This window comes from Nitrospira sp., from assembly GCA_030653545.1.
Taxonomy (GTDB): domain Bacteria; phylum Nitrospirota; class Nitrospiria; order Nitrospirales; family Nitrospiraceae; genus Nitrospira_D.
Map to the genome: position 1 here is coordinate 139184 of JAURZE010000022.1, position 17927 is coordinate 157110.

Annotated in this window: 12 protein-coding genes; all 12 read left to right on the forward strand. The window is 59.1% G+C overall.

Going from position 1 to position 17927, the window contains the following annotated elements:
* The first annotated feature begins 131 nt into the window (after positions 1-131).
* Positions 132-6659 carry a glycosyltransferase gene (locus tag Q7U39_07445; GenBank protein ID MDO9117773.1) on the forward strand — a complete coding sequence of 2176 codons (6528 nt, stop codon included), beginning with the start codon at positions 132-134 and terminating at the stop codon, positions 6657-6659.
* A gap of 6 nt (positions 6660-6665) precedes the next feature.
* Positions 6666-7841: a glycosyltransferase family 9 protein gene (locus Q7U39_07450; protein ID MDO9117774.1), complete on the forward strand. Its 1176-nt coding sequence runs from the start codon at positions 6666-6668 to the stop codon at positions 7839-7841.
* 7 nt (positions 7842-7848) lie between these two features.
* Positions 7849-9666: a glycosyltransferase gene (locus Q7U39_07455; GenBank protein MDO9117775.1), complete on the forward strand. Its 1818-nt coding sequence runs from the start codon at positions 7849-7851 to the stop codon at positions 9664-9666.
* The gene (locus tag Q7U39_07460) at positions 9663-11339 is read left to right on the forward strand and encodes a glycosyltransferase family 9 protein (protein MDO9117776.1); all 1677 of its coding nucleotides are present in this window, start codon (positions 9663-9665) and stop codon (positions 11337-11339) included. The genes Q7U39_07455 and Q7U39_07460 overlap by 4 nt, the downstream gene beginning before the upstream one ends.
* Positions 11340-11388: 49 nt before the next feature.
* Entirely contained in the window at positions 11389-11907 is a 519-nt protein-coding gene (locus tag Q7U39_07465; protein MDO9117777.1) for a hypothetical protein, read from the forward strand.
* A 197-nt stretch (positions 11908-12104) separates the two neighbouring features.
* The gene (locus Q7U39_07470; GenBank protein MDO9117778.1) at positions 12105-12932 is read left to right on the forward strand and encodes a flagellin; all 828 of its coding nucleotides are present in this window, start codon (positions 12105-12107) and stop codon (positions 12930-12932) included.
* A 66-nt stretch (positions 12933-12998) separates the two neighbouring features.
* Positions 12999-13361, forward strand: coding sequence for a flagellar protein FlaG (locus Q7U39_07475; GenBank protein ID MDO9117779.1), 363 nt, complete (start codon positions 12999-13001; stop codon positions 13359-13361).
* Between the two features lie 20 nt (positions 13362-13381).
* Positions 13382-14779 (forward strand): flagellar filament capping protein FliD, encoded by a 1398-nt coding sequence (fliD, locus tag Q7U39_07480; protein MDO9117780.1) that lies wholly within the window; start codon positions 13382-13384, stop codon positions 14777-14779.
* Positions 14780-14808: 29 nt separating this feature from the next.
* Positions 14809-15204 carry a flagellar export chaperone FliS gene (gene fliS, locus Q7U39_07485; GenBank protein ID MDO9117781.1) on the forward strand — a complete coding sequence of 132 codons (396 nt, stop codon included), beginning with the start codon at positions 14809-14811 and terminating at the stop codon, positions 15202-15204.
* A gap of 4 nt (positions 15205-15208) precedes the next feature.
* Positions 15209-15535 carry a hypothetical protein gene (locus Q7U39_07490; protein MDO9117782.1) on the forward strand — a complete coding sequence of 109 codons (327 nt, stop codon included), beginning with the start codon at positions 15209-15211 and terminating at the stop codon, positions 15533-15535.
* A gap of 220 nt (positions 15536-15755) precedes the next feature.
* Complete coding sequence (locus Q7U39_07495; GenBank protein ID MDO9117783.1) at positions 15756-17285, forward strand: diguanylate cyclase; 1530 nt, start codon at positions 15756-15758, stop codon at positions 17283-17285.
* 27 nt (positions 17286-17312) lie between these two features.
* Positions 17313-17912: a PilZ domain-containing protein gene (locus Q7U39_07500; GenBank protein MDO9117784.1), complete on the forward strand. Its 600-nt coding sequence runs from the start codon at positions 17313-17315 to the stop codon at positions 17910-17912.
* The last annotated feature ends 15 nt before the right edge of the window (positions 17913-17927 follow it).

The following is a 17927-nucleotide window of genomic DNA, read 5'->3' on the forward strand; positions in this document are numbered from 1 at the left end:
GCAATCTGCCCCACTTTCTTCACAGCGAGACCAACCGGCGCTGGCACATTCCTTGAAGATCTTGCAACTGCGCCATCGGCCGGGATACCGGCGCGTGAGCGCAAACCTTCTGGCCGTGTCACAGGATGTCGATGAAAGCGCTGCTTCTCCAACTCGAGTTTCCAACATGGAAGACGGCCAGACCTTGGACCTACGGCGCGAGCTTTGCCGTAGCGGAGGGACTCGCTGCCAATGGAGTCACCTGTCTGACGGTCCCGGTTCTTCCTGATACGACGGCCGCCTCTCCCGATTCCTGGTTATCCCACGCCCGCCGCATACTGGCCGGACAGCGCTTCGACCAGGTCTGGATTTGGCTCGTGCATGCGTCCCTCGACACACGAATTCTCGAATGGGCGGCGGAGCTGGCCCCTGTCCGCATCGGGTTTTTCATGGAGTCGCTACGGTATGAGGAAGAGGACTATCGTTGGGCTCCCGGATTGCGCAGTCGGCATGTCGCCTTTCACCGCCAGCTCGAGCACCTGACTCACGCACTGATGGTCGATGAACGCGACGTGGCCGAGCTCACGGCACTCGGAACAAAGCCAGCGCTCTGGTGCCCAGGATTAGTGCCTCGCCGTTTCATCGCGGATCCCTCACGTGCTCCTCGTTACAATCGGGCCGTCTTTCATGGCAATGTGTATGGTGATCGCGCCAAGTGGATCGAGCATCCGCTGCTGCGCGACCGCATGACCTTCGCTCAGGCCCCGGCACAATACACTTCCAATCAACAGAAGTTCGATGAGCTCCAAAAGATTGCAAGCGAGCGGGTGCGCCATCTTCCAATGGTAACCGCTGTAGACCTGGAGCGCTATGTTCGGGCCTTGCACACCGTGCGTGAGGCAGAGTTTCGTGACTGGCTGTTTGGACTCGCCGACTGGGCCGGTATCGTCAACCTTCCCGGTCTGACTCGTTGTTTCGGTGGCCGTGTCTATGAAGCCATGGCGGCGGGACGCCCGGTGATCTCCTGGCGCATTCCCGACCGGCCCAGAGTCAACGCCTTGTTTGAAGACAATCGGGAGATCCTATTGTTCTCTCCTGATGATCCCGCGGAGCTGGCTCATCAGATCGATCGCATCCTGCAAGATACACCATTCGCCCAAGCGATCGGCATCCAGGGACAGCGCAAACTGCTCGCGCATCATACGGCGGAACGTCGGATGAAGGACATCCTCCAGTGGCTTGAAAGCGGGAAAGAACCTGAGTACGGGAACCTTCCCACCCTTGCTGAACAACCGACGGGCGTCAAATCCGTGACGCCCGTCAATTCCTCGTCAGCCCCACGTCCTCAGGGGCCACACCCCATCTCCACCACTGTGTTTCTATTGACAGTCGGTGATCCGACCTTCCAAGCCTGTCAAGAGTCGGTCGAACAGCAAACGGGAGCGACATTCAAGATCGAGACGATACAAGACGTCTGTCCCTTCAGCGCCGCCGCCCAGGAAATGATTGTGCGCTGTACGACTCCATACTTCATTCAGGTTGATGAAGACATGGTACTGCATCCCGATGCCGTCGGTCGAATGGAGCAGGCGATGACGCAGGCGCCGGCTGAAGTCGGCATGATTTGCTTCCACCTCTATGACGAGGACCGGGAATGCCCGATCCAAGGCATCAAAATCTATCGGACGGAGCTGATGAAACGGCTGGCGTTCCGCGACTTGAAGGCCAGTGAAATGAATCTGCTCGACCAGATGGGCGAGCAGGGGATTCGCTGGATTCTCCATCCCGATGCCTTGGGGCGCCACGGAACACGCTATACGCCAGAGACCATCTATCGGCGCTATAAAACGATGTACGAAAAGGACATTCGGCAGTGGAATCTTTTGACTGCGGATATCCACCGCAAAGCACACAAGTTTCGCGAGACCGGCGATATTCTCCAACTATTTGCTCTCCTCGGAGCTGCGCACGGAATCATCGATGCCCCGATGGCGCCAGACCGAGAGAAGGACGCCCGCGCGTACCATTTCAAAGAGCTGGAGATCTTTGGACGGCTTCTCAAGACTACTCCTCCGGTAAGCCAGAGCTACGATTTCTCTCGTGCAGCAGTACCTCTGAAGAATCCACCAATCCCCCTTGATCAGGTGCAGTGGAAGAGTGCGCCGGTTCCACCGCATACCGACGCTTCCCGTTCGGCATCGGAACAACCGACCCCTAGCCTTGCGCCAACACCCAAACACCCCACACCGCAGCCTGGTCACATCCTTATCGTGACTCCTTATTTTTGGCCCTCTGTCGGTGGCGTCGAAACGGTGGCGGAGGATCTGGGAGCGGGTTTGCTTACCGCCGGATTCCATGTAGAGGTCGCCTGCTATGAACAGCCCGACCGAAGGATGGACAGTCATCGGGGCATCAGCATTACCCAGCTGGCCCCTCATGACCAAATGACGAACGGTATTCCTACCGCAGCCAACCAGGTGAAGCACCTGGTTGAGTCGAACCGCTACGACGCCTGTATCCTACTGGGCTCACCAATGAATGCCTTGTTCTATGCCATCCTAGAGTTACAGGACCTGAAGAATCGACGCATTCTATTCCAGCCCACGATCAACCGGGAAGGGTACGCCTTCATTCAGCAAAGACCGATTGTCCAGTCACTCCTGGAGCGCCTGGCCAAACAGACGACTGCGATCATTGTGCTTGGTCATGACACATTCGATGCTCGCTTCTGTGGAGAGACGGGGATTCCTGCCACCATTATCCCGAACGGCACGCCCACACTGAATCCCGCATTTGACTTTAGGCTGAAGTACCAGATTGACGAACAGCAATTCCTCATCGTGCATGTCGCCAATCTCTATCGAATCAAGAACCATCTGAGCCTGCTCAAGACCCTGGATACGTTGCCCACCGGTGCCACGCTCGTCATGATCGGCCATCCCACTCACGAAACCGCATACGTTGCGGAAGTGCAACGCGCGCTCTCGACTCGCCCTGACGTACTTTATATTCCTGGATTGCATCGAGATGGCGTGGCGGCAGCAATACAGGCTGCCAATCTTGTGGTCTTATCTTCTGAGGCGGAAGTCTCTCCGTTATGCCTGCTAGAAGCTATGAGCTTACAACGCCCTTGGTTAGCCACCCCTGGCTGCGGGACTGCCAATGAACAGGCCGGGGGGTTGATACTCCCGCTGGATGAATTCAGGTCGGCGATTGAATGCCTGATGGCACATCCGGACTATTCGTCACAGCTGGCTCAGTCAGGTTACGACCATTGGAGGACGTGTTATCGATGGGAATCCTTCCTCGCAGCCTGGGTGGAATTAATTCGAGACGGGCGACTCACGCACACGTGCGATACCCCCGAACCTATCGCCCGCATGCGTGACGATCTTCGCGCTCGCTACCGAACACTGCGCACGGCAGCGACAGGATCCCTTCACAGCCAGAGTCCGTCAGGAAGCAAGCCGCGACTGACGAGACCTGTTTCACCTGACGTGAATCGATCAGTTCACACACCAGTCACAACATCACACGAGGGCTCAATGGACCAAGATCAGTTTTACATCAACATGTTTGTGAAGAGTCCTGGTTGGTCAACATCCGAACCGAATGATGATGAAGCCGCACGCTGGTCAAAAATCGCCGGATTCCTCGAACATATCCTCCGGAGGGTACAGGCCAATAATCCTGATGCCATGCTCCGCATCCTTGAAGTCGGAAGCGGCCGCGGATGGTTGAGCAATTTGGCCTCCCAATATGGGACAGTGGAAGGCGTTGAACCGGTCGCAGGCGTCGTAGCCCACGCCCGAAAGATGTTTCCGCACATTCGTTTCGAAGCCGGCACGGCAGAAGCCGTGCTGAGCCGCCCGGACTTCACCCCCTATGATGTGGTGCTGTGCTCAGAAGTCATTGAGCACGTACCGGACCCTGAGAAACCGGCTTTTCTGGACGAGTTGAAGCAGCTTCTGACTTCCGACGGATACCTCATTCTGACCACGCCACGAGGAGAAATGTGGGAACAGTGGCAACGCATTGCACCCCCCTGCCAGCCAATCGAAGATTGGATCACTGAAGAACGGCTCACTCAGCATATGACGGCTCAGGGCTTCACGCCCTTGGGTCTCGAACGGATTTACGTTGAGATACCGACTCTCCGATACATTCCCGCGCCCACTCCGCATAACCTCAAGACCATGAATTTGCTTCCCATTTATCAGGTGTGGATAGCACAGAGAACGATCAGTTCACCGGGTCAGGCGCGTCCAATGATCAATAAGCCGCCGATGGTGAGCGTCATCATTCCGACACACAATCGTCCTGATCGTCTTCGCACGGCGATAACGAGCGTACTCAACCAAGACTATCACGACTTTCAGATCGTGGTGGTCAACGACGGGACGACTCCGGTCGAAGACATTGTGTCCGGGTTGAACCGCGATGGTCGCATCCTCCTTGTGACACATGATCGCAACCGAGGCCTCGCGGCCTCCCGCAACACCGGGTTGCGACAGGCGTCAGGGAAATACGTGTGCTATTTGGATGACGACGACCGGTTCCTTCCGCACCATCTGCGGACATTGGTGACTCATCTTGAATCCTCCGGCGACAAGGTCGCCTACACCGATGCATGGCGGGTGCATGAATCTCTGATCGACAACACGGCGACCGAAATCGGACGAGATCAGCCCTATGCGGCTGATTTCAACCCGCATCAATTATTGATCAACAATTATCTTCCGGTCTTGTGCCTCATGCATGAGCGGGCCGTCCTTGATGAAGTCGGCGCGTTCGACGAAAGCCTCTTCGTCCATGAAGATTGGGATCTCTGGATCCGGATGGCGACTCGATATCCGTTCAAGCACCTTGCCGTCACGACGGCCGAGTTCACGTGGCGTACGGACGGCTCGTCGATGACGAGTCACAGGAAAGATATATTCCTGAGAACGATGGAACTCATTTATCGTAAGTACGCGCCCTATGCCGCCAAGTATGCAGGCGTGCGGGAAAATCAGCAGCAGAATCTCGCCAATCTCCGAAATAAGCAACTTCGCAAATCATTTGTCTGTTCCATCATCATTCCGGTCTGGAACAAGCTCGAGCTCACCCGTCAATGTCTCGTCGCACTCGGTCCAGCCACTGAAGATGTGTCATTCGAACTCATCGTCGTTGATAACCATTCGACCGATGGCACGCCTGAATTTCTCGCATCGCTGGGTGGCGATGTCCGGATCATCACGAACGACGAGAACCTGGGATTTGCCAAGGCCTGCAACCAAGGAGCTGCCGTTGCAACGGGCGAGTATCTCGTGTTTTTGAACAACGATACGATTCCACTCAAAGGTTGGCTGAGCGCGTTGGTCGATGAAGTCCGAACACAGCCCGACGTCACCGTCGTCGGCAGTAAACTGCTGTATCAGGACGGCACAATACAACATGCCGGGGTCGCGATCGACCGCAATAACCTCACTCCCTACCATATATATAATGGATTCGCAGCCGATCATCCGGCCGTCAATAAACGGCGCGAACTGAACGCCGTGACAGCCGCCTGTCTCCTGATTCGCCGCACGGCGTTCGCAGATCTCGGTGGGTTTGATGAAGGCTACCTCAACGGTTTTGAAGATGTCGATCTCTGCCTGAGAGTACGGGAGAAACAGGGCCGCATTATCTACCAGCCTCACAGCGTGTTGTATCACCTGGAAAGTCAAACGCCAGGCCGTAAACAACACGACCAGTCGAATGCGAATCGCTTGCACCAGCGTTGGGGGCATTGCTGGTGGCTGGTGGATGACGATTGCATCTACGCGGGAGACGGCTACAAGGCCGTTGAGGAGGATCAGAATGGAAGACCGTCGTATAAGCTCCATCTGATCGACGGCACAGAAGAGCGACAGGCGTGGGACCTCGTCGCGTCCATGCAACAGGCGGCACATCATCAGGACTTGGCAACAGTCGAGTCTGTCTTGCGGCGGCATGCGGAGTGGCCGGCCGACGCGTCCATTCTGCAATGGGCCGCGTCCGTTGCGACGGCCATGAAACTCCCGGGCATTGCGGAGGAGTATCGACGCCGGGTTGCCAGCCTGAATGATCCGGCACTTCGCGAGCTGGAGGCCATTCGCGCCGCACTCACCGCCGGTCAATTGTCGATGGCGTCGAGCCGCGTCGACGCGTTACTGAAGCAATATCCCACCCATGCGGAGGCGCTCCTTCTTCGAGCCATCCTCCATATGCAGCGGGAACAATACCGCGAAGCTGAAATTGCCTTTACCACGGCGCTCAATCAGGGTGCGAACCGGAAGAAATGCCTCATGGGAATCGGCATGGCGTCGATGGGCCGCGCCTATCCGCAGGGAGCCTGGCAAACCTTTCTACGGGTTCTTGCGGAGAACCCCGATGACGCCGATGTGATTCATTGGCTACTGCGTGCGGGGACCGCGCAAAATCGCTGGCGGGAGCTCAGCGTCCAGCTACACAACTTCCTCGCGCGGAACCCCAGCGATCTGTCGGTCCGCTTCGCCTACGCCGGCGTCTTATTGCGTGACGATCAGGTGGACGCGGCGCGTCAGGAATACAATCAGTTGCGCGCGTTGGCTCCCACGTATGAAGGATTGGTTGAACTCGGGCAGGCCATCGCCGCCAAAGAGAGCGTGTTGGCGCTGAACGTGTCCAACGCCTAGGAGCGCATGTCCAGAACGCTTGTCATTCAACTCGCGCGACTCGGCGACCTCGTGCAAACGATGCCGATGATTGCCGCCTTGCGGAAGCAGTGTCCTCGCGACACGATCGACCTCCTCTGTCCTGAGCCGCTTCGGGACCTTGGCACGCTGATTCCCGGGCTCGATCGAGTGATCGGATGGGACGGCGCCAGATGGCATCGCTGGGCCGCGCGTGCCACACAGGGGATTCAGCCGGACCAGCGGAAGGAGATCGAGCAGGAGCTCGCCGCCCTCTGTCCGCGGCCCTACGATCGAGCATTCGTTCTCAATCAGCATACCCGGGCCATCGTCGCCGGGACGCTGCTGGCGAATGAATGTATCGGACCGCTCGCTCAGGGACCGCTGAGTGAGGAGCTGACACCCTGGGCGGCCTATGTCCGGGAGATTGCGCGGACCCGCCGCTCAAACCGCATTCATTTATCGGATGCCTTTTGCGGCATGTGCGGCCTTCTTCCTCCGGGAACGCCGCCCCGCTGCCTGACGCCGCTTGTTTCACCGTCGAGAAACCTGGAGCAAATCGGTCGAGGCGGGGGGCCCTGGATCGGGATCATTGTCGGAGCAGGGGATCCGGCCCGCCTGGTCCCGGTTGACGTCTGGCGTATATGGATTGTGCGCTTTCTGAGCGTGCTTCCGAGAGGCCGTGTCGTCTTGATCGGCCAGGGAGCGGAATGCGAGCGCGCAAGGGACATCCAGGAGACACTGCCGCCCTCGATACTCGGACGCATCTGGGACATCACCGGACAGACGACCATTCATGAGCTCGCGCAGACGCTCACCCGTTGTCATCATGTCATTGGTTCAGATACAGGCCCCTTGCATCTGGCCGCCGCGGTCGGCACTCCGACCCTGGGGTGGTATTTCGCGAGAGCCCGGGTCCACGAAACCGGCCCCTATGGTTCAGGTCACCGCATTTGGCAAGCCGAGAGTGAAGATGGGGGAGCCGTGGTCCCGACCGCGTGGCCCATCGAGCCCGCTCTGGATGCGCTCATGAACCAGTCCCCTCGAACGCAGACCCCATGGTCACTATGGACCAGTCAGACCGATGAATGGGGCACCTACTACACCGAAGCCGGGCAATCCTCGGCATCGCCACGGGAACGTGAAGCCCTGTGGCATGAGCTGTCACCAGCCATGCCGGCATGAGGAGCGTATGAATCTTCTACAGACACATCTCGACGGTATTCGAAAGACCTTTCCGGACCTGGTTGCGGCGGTTTCAGACAGCGCTGGAGGAGTCCTCGCCATCGCACCGTCCCGAGAAGGCAGTCCGTCTGCCACGCAAGATGGACAATGGATTCACAGTGCCTACGACCCGAGAAAGGAAGCCCAGTCCTGGGCCGCGCTGCAAGCCAAGGAGTGGCACGCCGGAGAGCTGGGGGTAGTGCTGGGCGCAGGGCTGCTGTATCACATCGAGGCATTGGTCGCATCAAAGCCTGCCGGTGCTCGACTGGCGGTCGTGATCGCTGACCTTGCGGCGTTCAAGGATGCCCTGGCTGTCCGCCCTCTGGGCCCCTGGTTTAACGCCATTGAATGGATCTGGGGCGGCACCGATGAAATGGCGACGCAGCTCGCATCCAAATCGGCCCCGCTCCGCTTCTTCACCTACGCACCGGCGGCGCGCCCGTATGCCGCACAACACCAGGCCCTCGATGTGGAACTTCGCCGGCTGCTCGCGACCAGGCAACATGGACGTCTGCATGTGGCCGTCGTGGGGCCGATCTACGGCGGCTCATTGCCGATCACCGGATACGTCGTGCGGGCCCTTGAATCCCTCGGGCACCGGGTGAGTTGGGTGGACCACAGTATCCATCACGCCAGCTATGCGCGGTTCAATACCTTCCGCGATCCTCGCCATCGGCTCTCGATGCAAAGCCGCTTTGCCGATGTGCTCAGCATGGGGACGCTGACGGAACTCGCGGAAGATCCTCCGGATCTCGTCCTGGCGATGGCGCAAGCCCCCATGTCGCTCGGCGCCCTGGAGCATCTGCGACGGAAGAAATTCATCACGGCCATGTGGTTCGTCGAAAACTATCGGCATTTGACGTACTGGCAGCAACTCGCTCCCGGATACGATTATTGGTTCACCATCCAACAGCAGGACTGTCACGACGCCCTCCGGCGGGCCGGTGCGCCGCATGTCAGTTACCTCCCCATGGCGGCCGATCCATCCGTGCATCGCCCGCTGACCTTGACGACGAACGACCAACTGGAATTCGGATCGGATCTGTCATTTGTCGGCGCCGGCTATGCCAATCGCCGGGCCGTCCTTCCTCGTTGGATCAGCAAGGACTGGACATTCAAGGTATGGGGAAATGAATGGGAGGGGGCCGACGCGATGGCGCCCGTCTTACAACGGAACGGAGCGCGCATCGACACCGATACGTGCCTCAAAGTGTTTAATGCCACCGCCATCAATCTGAATCTCCACTCAAATACCGGTGGGGGACTGGACCCGGCGGCAGATTTTGTGAATCCCCGTACGTTTGAACTGGCTGCGGCAGGCGCCTTTCAACTCGTCGATCAACGAGCGCTTCTTCCTGCCTGCTTTACCGAGGACGAGATCGTCAGTTTCGAAAACGCCGACGAGGTGCCATCCCTGATCAGGACCTGGCTTCGCGATCCGGTCGGCCGCCGCACCATCGCCGATGCGGCCCGCCGGCGGGTCTTGCGGCAGCATACCTACGAACATCGCATGAAAGACCTTCTGGCCGAATTAGGCATGCGGGAACCCGACCGCTTAGGCTCGATCCTGCGAGGGGAACGGACTGCAGAGGCGCTCGCCGCACAGACGACGACGCCGTCCGAACTGGCGCCGATGTTGAACCGGTTTGCGCCCGATCAGCGGGTCGAACTGAAGGATCTGGCGGCACAGATTCGCGCCCGCGGTCCCCGCACAGAACTCAGCCGCGAAGATCTGCTCATCCTCATGCTGGAAAGTTATCGGACTGAAACCAGGGATTTGGTATGAACCGGCAGGTGCTGATCCTCAATATCACGCGGATGGGCGACCTGGTCCAGATGGGGACGTTGCTGGCCCGGCTGCAAGAAGAATGGCCGGGCGTGGCGGTCGATGTAATCGTGGATCGCCGGTTTGCCGCCGTTGCGTCCTTGCTGCCCGGGATCCGGGACATTATCACCTACGACTTCCATGCCCTGATCGATGACAGCCGGGCGGCCGTGAAGAGTGTCACCGCGCTCTATACCGACCTCGCGACATGGGCTCGCCCCTTGGTGGACAGACGCTACAATCGCGTCATCAACCTGACCTTCAATCGTCCGAGCGCATTGTTGGCTTCGTACATCGGCGCACCGGATATCCGCGGAGCCCGATGCGCCTGGGACGGAGAGAGTGTCATCGAGAATCCCTGGATGGCGTATTTCACCGACATGCATCACTTCCGCGCCATGAATCGATTCAATCTGGTCGACGTCTATGCGCTGGGAGGCAGCGGGCCAGGCACCCACGCGCCATTGTCGGTGCGAGTCACCCCTGCCGCGCGCGAATGGGCCCGGCGCTTTCTCACGACGGCGCCGGACGCGTCACAAGAATGGATTGCCGTGCAAGCCGGAGCAAGCGACGTCATGAAAGCCTGGCGGCCTGAGCATTTCGGCCGCACGCTGGCTCACCTGAGCAGCAGATGGACGGGCGGAATCGTCCTCATTGGAACCCCGGCCGAACAAGACACCATCGCCCAGGTCGTACGAATCTACCGGGAGGCCGGAGGACGCAATCCCGTCCTCAATGCGGCCGGCCACACGTCCCTGGAGCAGTTGGTGGGTTTGCTCGCGGAGTGCCGTCTGCTCTTAACCAACGACACCGGCCCGATGCATCTGGCCGTCGGCGTTCAGGTACCGGTGATTAATCTTTCCGTCGGGCACGTGGATTTCCGGGAGACCGGTCCCTATGGATCGGGGCATTGGGTCGTGCAGCCGGAGCTTGAATGTGCCCCCTGCGGATTCGACCAGGTCTGCGTCCATCAAACCTGCAAGGATCGTCTTCCAGTGACCATGGTAGCGGAATTGCTGTTACACGTGTTGGTCAAAGGGGAGTGCCCCCCGGCGGCGCCAGGCTACCGGCTCTTTCGCTCGTCCGTCGACGAAGATCAGTTGGGGAGCTACTGCGCGGTAGGAACAGAAGAGTCATCAGACCTCGACTGGTACAGCCGGTATTGGAGACGGTACTGGTATGAAACGCTGACCCACACCGTGAGCCGTATCCCTGCAGACTCGACCTTGCCTCACAACGCCGCCGCAGCGGCCCACCACCTGGCCGGCATGATGCCGGACGTGGAGCGCCTCTGCCGTCAAGCCGATGCGATTGTGCAGGCCGCCGCACAGGTGGCGCCATCACCCGGCTCCTTGCAGTCATTACAGCGGGAGCAAACGGCACTGCGCGAGCGCATAGTACTTCTGGGGATGGCCCATATCGCCAGTTCCCCGGTGACAACCTCGTTCGTGCGCTCAATCCACCATGATCATGTCAGAGGGCTCGACCGCATGGCCCGGCATCATGCCCTGGCCTACCGCCAATGGAGGAAACATCTCACAGAGATCCATCGACACCTGACTCAGAGTCACCCGAAGTCCACCGTGCGGCGATTGACGATGTTCACCGATTCCTCAGTCGCCCATTCAGGATAGCGGCCGGATCGCTCCGCCTATCCCGCGTCGTCAAGAAGGAGAGAACGTTATGCATGTCATGCTCGATCAAGATCAGTGGGAAGTCGTCAATGGACTCAGCCTTGGAGACGTGCTGGCTGATATCAGCGAGAAAGCGCATGCCCGCTCGCGCCTGATCACATCCCTGACCGTGGATCAGCGCACCATTACCGATCGCGACTTGGACTCGACCTTCCTCGGCGAGCCGATCGCGCGGTTTACGCGCCTTCAAGCTGTTTCTCAAACCATGGACGAGGTGGTGCGCGGTGCCACCTCGACGATTCACCAGTACGCCGATCTCCTTCGCCATGAAGCCCAGGAACTCGCCTCGCATATCCGCATGGGAGAAGAACGGCTTACGTCGTTGGATGCCTGGCTCGGCAAACTGGCCGATTATCTCGAGCTGGTGGAATCCAAGCCAGCGAAGACCTCTCCCGATCGTGCCATGACCCCCTGGGTGCAGGCCTTACTCGAAGCGCGCGCCCAACGAGACCTCATTCGTGTCGCCGATCTCCTGGAATATGAACTCGCGCCCAGGTTGGAGTCGTAGGATGACCGCCGTGTTCATTACGTTCCGTTTCTGCCGACCCGTGTGGTTGACCGCTGTTCCTTCGGGCCTCTCAAGTCTTGAGGGTATCCTCCGATAAGGGATGCAACCGCTCTCTAGGCGTAGAGGGGTAAGACGCTTCTGCATGGACGCGGAAGCGAGGCACGGACAGTACAGCAGTCGGCAAGGAGGAAGCATCCATGGCATTAATCATTAACAACAACCCGGCATCAATTTCTGCCCAGCGAAATTTGTCGAACAGCACCAACCAGTTGGGACGCTCGGTCGAGCGCCTCTCTTCCGGCCTTCGGATTACGCGAGCCGCGGACGATGCCGCCGGCCTCGGACTGTCCGAATCCTTGCGGGCGCAGATCCGCAGCATTAACCAATCTGTCCGGAACTCCTCGGACGGTATCAGCTTGACGCAGATCGCGGACGGCGCCGCCTCGACCATCGGCAATCTCTTGTCGCGTCTTCGTGAACTGTCTTCGCAGTCAGCCAGCGGTACGGTCGGCAACACGGAACGGTCGTACATCGACCAGGAATTCGTGGCGTTGCGGTCGGAAATCGATCGTATCGCGCAGGTCACCGAATTCAACGGTCAGGCCCTGACCAGCGGCAGCACCATCAGCTTCTCGATCGCCATCGGGTTCAGAAGTGGATCGGGCAACTCGCTCAGCCTCGATCTCAATGACATCACCACAAACTCATTGGGGATCAGCTCAGTGAACGTGTCCACGTCGGCGAATGCGACGAGCGCGCTGGCCAACATCGACAACGCCATCAGCGCCATCGCAACCGCCCGCGCCGAATACGGGTCGATTCAGAACCGCTTCGAAGCGACGATTGCGAATCTGCAGGTCACGAGTGAAAACCTGACCGCCGCAGAGTCGCGTATCCGCGATGCGGATATTGCGCATGAAACGGCGGTGTTCACCAAGAATCAGATCCTGGTCCAGACCGGTATCTCGGTCTTGGCGCAAGCCAACAACCTCCCGCAACAGGCCTTAGCCTTGCTGCAGAGGTAGTCATCGGCGGGGGCGGCCGCTCCTCATGAACGGCCGCCCCTTCCCTAGGTTCACACGGAGGCTGCCATGATTACACCAGTAACCGGCAAAGCAGATCTCCTGACCACACCCGCCCGCGGGGGTGAACCGGATCATGCAGCGGCTAAACAGCCGACTGCCGCACGGACGCAACCTGATACCGACAATCAGCCAGCCGCCCCGATCGAGCGGGCAACCCTCGAACAGGCGGTGGCGAAGGTCAGTGAAGAGCTGAAAACGCACGATACCAATCTGAAGTTCGAAATCGATGATTCGACGGATCGGGTGATCGTGAAGGTCATCGAAAAAGACTCGGGGGAAGTGATTCGCCAATTTCCTCCAAAAGAGGTCCTGAATCTGGCTAAGTATTTCAACAGCTCCAAGGGCCTGCTGCTCAAAGAGCAAGCCTGAAGAGGTGAGGGAGATGGAGCATGGCGACGATCAGTTTCGGCGGGTTGGGCAACGGACTTGATTTCGGTCAGGTCGTGGAGCAACTGGTCAAGGTGGCACGCCTCCCGGTTAACAGCTTGACCGAGAAAAAAGGCGCCCTGAACTCAAAGTCGACGGATTACGCGACGTTGAGCACCAAGTTGATCGGCCTCCAGAGTGCCGCGGATAAGCTGCGGCTCTCGACCTCGTTTGACCGGACGACGACGAGCGTGTCCGATACCAGTGCGTTGAGTGCCGTCGGCTCTTCCACTGCCACATCGGGCACGTACTCGCTTAGGATCACCCAGCTCGCGCAGTCCCATCAAATCACCAGCAAAGCCGCTAAAACCGTGGCCACGACGACGACTGATATCGTCGGAGGGGCGTCCGGGACTTTTACCTTCAAAGTCGGCACCGGAACCGATCAAACGGTGACGCTCAGCGACACGGCCACGCTGGAAGATCTCAAGAGTGCGATTAATGACCTCGGTGCCGGAGCGACCGCTTCGATTATCAATACCGGGAACGACACGACTCCGGCCTATCGCCTCGTCCTCACGTCCTCGACCACCGGAGCCTCCAACGGCATCACCATTGTCGCAGACAATACCACGTTAGATTTCTTGAACAGCAGCGGGACCGGTGGCATCGATACCCTGCAAGCCGCCCAAGATGCCATCGCCATCGTCGGAGATCCTACGCTGAATCCCGTCACCGTGACACGAAGCACCAATGCCATCTCCGATGCCATTGCCGGCGTCACCCTCACATTGTTGGAGACAACCGGAACTTCAACCGTTCAGGTGAATGTGAGCCGAGATGTCACCGCGGTGAAGGACAATATCAAAGGGCTGGCGACCGCCTACAACGAAGTCCTCAAGTACATCAATGAGCGGACCACCTACGATGTAGCCACGAAGAAAGGCGGCAATTTCTTCGGGGAACCAACCGTTCGCGGGGTGCTGTCCCAGATTCGTACGGCACTGTCTTCATCCATATCCGGCGCAGGATCTCTGAATACCGTCGGAGCGCTGGGTTTCAAGACGGATCGAGAGGGGACCATCACCGTCGATGACGCGAAACTCGATACCGCATTGAGCGCGAGTTACAGCAATGTCCGGACCTTGTTTGTCAACCAAACCGGGAGCGCCGGAGTCGCCCAGCTGCTCAATACGGCGGTGGACTCCTTGACCAACGTCGCATCCGGTCAATTGACATTGAGAAAGAACGGACTTGCCAAGCAGATTACCAGCCTATCGGCAGACATTCTCAGAAAAGAAGATGCCGTCACCAAGTACGAAGATCGGCTCAAGGCACAATATGCGGCGCTGGATGGTCTCCTCAGACGTCTCCAGAGCCAAAGCAGTTCACTTCAATCCAATTCCTCTCGTGGAAACTGAACTCATCACGCAGTAGGGGACACACGCCAATGGTTGCACAATACGCCCAGCAGTATCAGCAAACGCAGATCCTCACCTCTTCCCGGGTACAGATCGTGGTCTTACTCTATGACGCCGCCATTCAATCTATCGAATTGACCCGGCGCGCCATTGAAACCAACAACTTACCGGACAAAGCGCGATTCATAGGCCGGGCGATCTCGATCGTAGGGGAACTCGACAGCGTGTTGGATTACGAGCAGGGGGGAGACATCGCGAAGTCGCTGCATCGTCTCTATGACTACATGTTGAGCGAACTCGTTGAAGCCAACGCCAAACATGTGAGCTCCCGGCTCGATGGGCCGGCTCGCTGCCTCACGACGTTGCGCGAAGCCTGGAGAGAGGTCGCGACCCAACAGCAGGCCCCGTTGGCGTTGGCCCGTTAAACGCATGGAACCTCGCTCTGACAAAGATCTGCACACGATCTTGGCTGTCACCGAGGCGGCAGGGATGGCGGCAACCCGAGGGGAATGGAATCGGGTGGATCACTACTATCAGGTGCGAGAGGCCCTTCTCGCTCACGAAGCCCTCTCTCCCGAACATCTGGCATACGTGCTGAGCATGGATCGAACGATCGCGGAACAGATCACGGTAGCCCAGGCAGGCGTGGCCGCACTCCTTGATGACTCCGCCAAGATCCGCCAACGACTACAGGGACTGCGCCGATGGAATGGCGCGATGTCCTCGGACTCAGGGACGATTGAGCGGCACATCTAACCAATCGCCCCCGGGAGACGCCCATGGGAATCGCCGTCCATCAGATACATAACCTGGTTCGCACCTATCAACGGGCGCTCCAGCCGGCACAGTCTGAGAACTCCCCCGAACCGACAAGAGGTCAGGCCGACCGCGTCTCCGTGTCAGCCGAAGCTCGTGAGCGCCACGAGCAATTCTCCGCACGTCCAGAACATGACCGCGACAACACAAAGAGGTCCAGGTGAGCACACAACCGCATGACGGTCTTTCGCGCATTCTTCTCGTCGGAACACCGCTCTTCCATCGGGATATGCGCTGGACTCAACTCGCGCGGCAGGGCTTTGCATTTACACCCGTGACGAAACGACACTGCACCCTCGACTCCGACAGCACCGCGAACGTCCAGGCCATCGTGTATCAAGTGGGGGCGCGCGCAACGGATACTTTCGCTTTTCTCGAAGCCGTCGCAACTCGACAGAGTGACCTGTGCGTCATTCTCGTCGGACGCAATCAGAAACCTGACATGGTCGCGCAGTTTCTCCGCCAAGGCGCCTTCGACTATGTCAATTGGCCCGGGGCCCTCTCGCGCCTGACGGACTCACTGAACTGCGGGCTACGGAACCGCCAAACCTTCTTGGAAGTCCGCAACCTCTCCGGGGATCTGGCCTCCGCCAATCAATCCCTGGCCCGGGAGCGTGATACCCTCAAACAATTCAATCAACGCCTGGCCGGACTCAATCAGCTGACGCAAGCGCTGGCGAGATCCCTGAAGCCTGAGGATGTCGTTCAGGCTCTCTTTACCGGGCTTCCCGCACTGACCGGAGCGGAACTCATCGGCTTAGTCCGAACCAATCCCGAACATGTCTGGACATGGTCGCAAGGCGGCGATCAAGAGCGAGAACGGACACTCACAACGCAACTCCTCGGACGGCTCGGCCGATCGCCGCAGCGGGTCACGTCAGGAGCGACCACACTGCGCCTGGTCGGCTCGCGTCCCATGCCGCTGATGAGAGGGGAAGACGCCCTCCTCGCGCACCCGCAGCCTGAGACGCATGCCATGCACGATATTCCCTTGGCCATCGGACCGCACGCCATCGGAGTGCTCCACGTTCAACGAGCAGGATCCGCCCCCTTCACAGAAGACGAACAGCAGTTGCTGGCCACCATCGGCACGTCCCTTTCGCTCACTTTGCGGAATGCCGATGCTCACCAGGATCTCCAAGACATGGCTTTGCGGGATCCGCTGACAGGCGTGTTCAATCGCCGGGCACTTGATGAACCCCTCATGCGTGAGTTGAAGGCTGGACTTCGCTATGGAGCACCGGCCTGCCTGATGATCCTGGACCTCGATTATTTCAAAACCGTGAACGACCGCTTGGGACACACGGCCGGGGACCTCGTCTTGCGAGAGCTGGCCTCCTTAATGACGGACACCGTGCGCGACGTCGATACGGTCGGACGATACGGGGGAGAAGAGTTTGCCATTATCCTGCCGCATACCTCGATCGAGCAGGCGCAACCTTTAGCCGAACGCCTGCGAAATCTCATTGAAACCCATGCGTTCGACGTCGAAGATGGCACCGTTCGACTGACCGCCAGCATCGGGATTGCCGAGGTGTGCAATCCGGCCATCGCCGCGGTTGAGGATTGGGTGAACGCGGCCGATACGGCACTGTACGACGCGAAAGCACAGGGCCGTAATCGGGTGGTCGTGCACGCACCGGCTCCATTGGCTCCGGTTCAAGCCGCGACGCTCTGCGTCGCCGCCTAGCGTATGGAAGAAAGAGTCAGGCCCACGATGAATCACACACAATCGCTCCGAGACTCTTCCCTCGCCGTCGATGAACGCCGGGAGTGGATTCGTGTCGATGATCACCTCCTGATGGAGTTCCGCCTCACGAGCGAATCGGCCGACACGCCCCAGCCGGGCACGCCTCCGCTGACCGATGAGATGATTGCCGCCGCCGTCGGAAAGCCGACCGCCGATCTGCTGGCACGCACGGGCGATACGCTGGCGACGTCGCCGTTCCTCCCGTGGATCATGAAAGTCGATTGGTTGATGGAGGTGCTGCTGCGTGGCATGGCGCATATTCAGCCGGACAGTATCGCCATCGCGCGACTGACCGAGGTGAATATCAGCGGGGGAGGGATCAGCTTCGTCTCACCGCGCCCGTTCCAACCAGCCGACCTGTTGACGCTGAAACTGATTCTTCCCCCCTTCACTCCCGTCAACACGAGCGCCAAGGTCATTCGCACCTCGCCGCTGACCGGGGCGCCCGGCTACCTGATCGCCACGCAATACGTCGACCTGTCTCCGGATCATCAAGAAGACATCATTCGCCACATCATCCAGACGCAAGCCGAACGGCTGCGGGCCAGACGGAACACCGGAAGCTAGGCGAAGGCCATACGC

Excerpts from the sequence above, each read along its gene's own strand:
- Q7U39_07445 (MDO9117773.1), top strand. The coding sequence starts at position 132 with ATGAAAGCGCTGCTTCTCCAACTCGAGTTTCCAACATGGAAGACGGCC.
- Q7U39_07450 (MDO9117774.1), top strand. The coding sequence starts at position 6,666 with ATGTCCAGAACGCTTGTCATTCAACTCGCGCGACTCGGCGACCTCGTG.
- Q7U39_07455 (MDO9117775.1), top strand. The coding sequence starts at position 7,849 with ATGAATCTTCTACAGACACATCTCGACGGTATTCGAAAGACCTTTCCG.
- Q7U39_07460 (MDO9117776.1), top strand. The coding sequence starts at position 9,663 with ATGAACCGGCAGGTGCTGATCCTCAATATCACGCGGATGGGCGACCTG.
- Q7U39_07465 (MDO9117777.1), top strand. The coding sequence starts at position 11,389 with ATGCATGTCATGCTCGATCAAGATCAGTGGGAAGTCGTCAATGGACTC.
- Q7U39_07470 (MDO9117778.1), top strand. The coding sequence starts at position 12,105 with ATGGCATTAATCATTAACAACAACCCGGCATCAATTTCTGCCCAGCGA.
- Q7U39_07475 (MDO9117779.1), top strand. The coding sequence starts at position 12,999 with ATGATTACACCAGTAACCGGCAAAGCAGATCTCCTGACCACACCCGCC.
- fliD (MDO9117780.1), top strand. The coding sequence starts at position 13,382 with ATGGCGACGATCAGTTTCGGCGGGTTGGGCAACGGACTTGATTTCGGT.
- fliS (MDO9117781.1), top strand. The coding sequence starts at position 14,809 with ATGGTTGCACAATACGCCCAGCAGTATCAGCAAACGCAGATCCTCACC.
- Q7U39_07490 (MDO9117782.1), top strand. The coding sequence starts at position 15,209 with ATGGAACCTCGCTCTGACAAAGATCTGCACACGATCTTGGCTGTCACC.
- Q7U39_07500 (MDO9117784.1), top strand. The coding sequence starts at position 17,313 with ATGAATCACACACAATCGCTCCGAGACTCTTCCCTCGCCGTCGATGAA.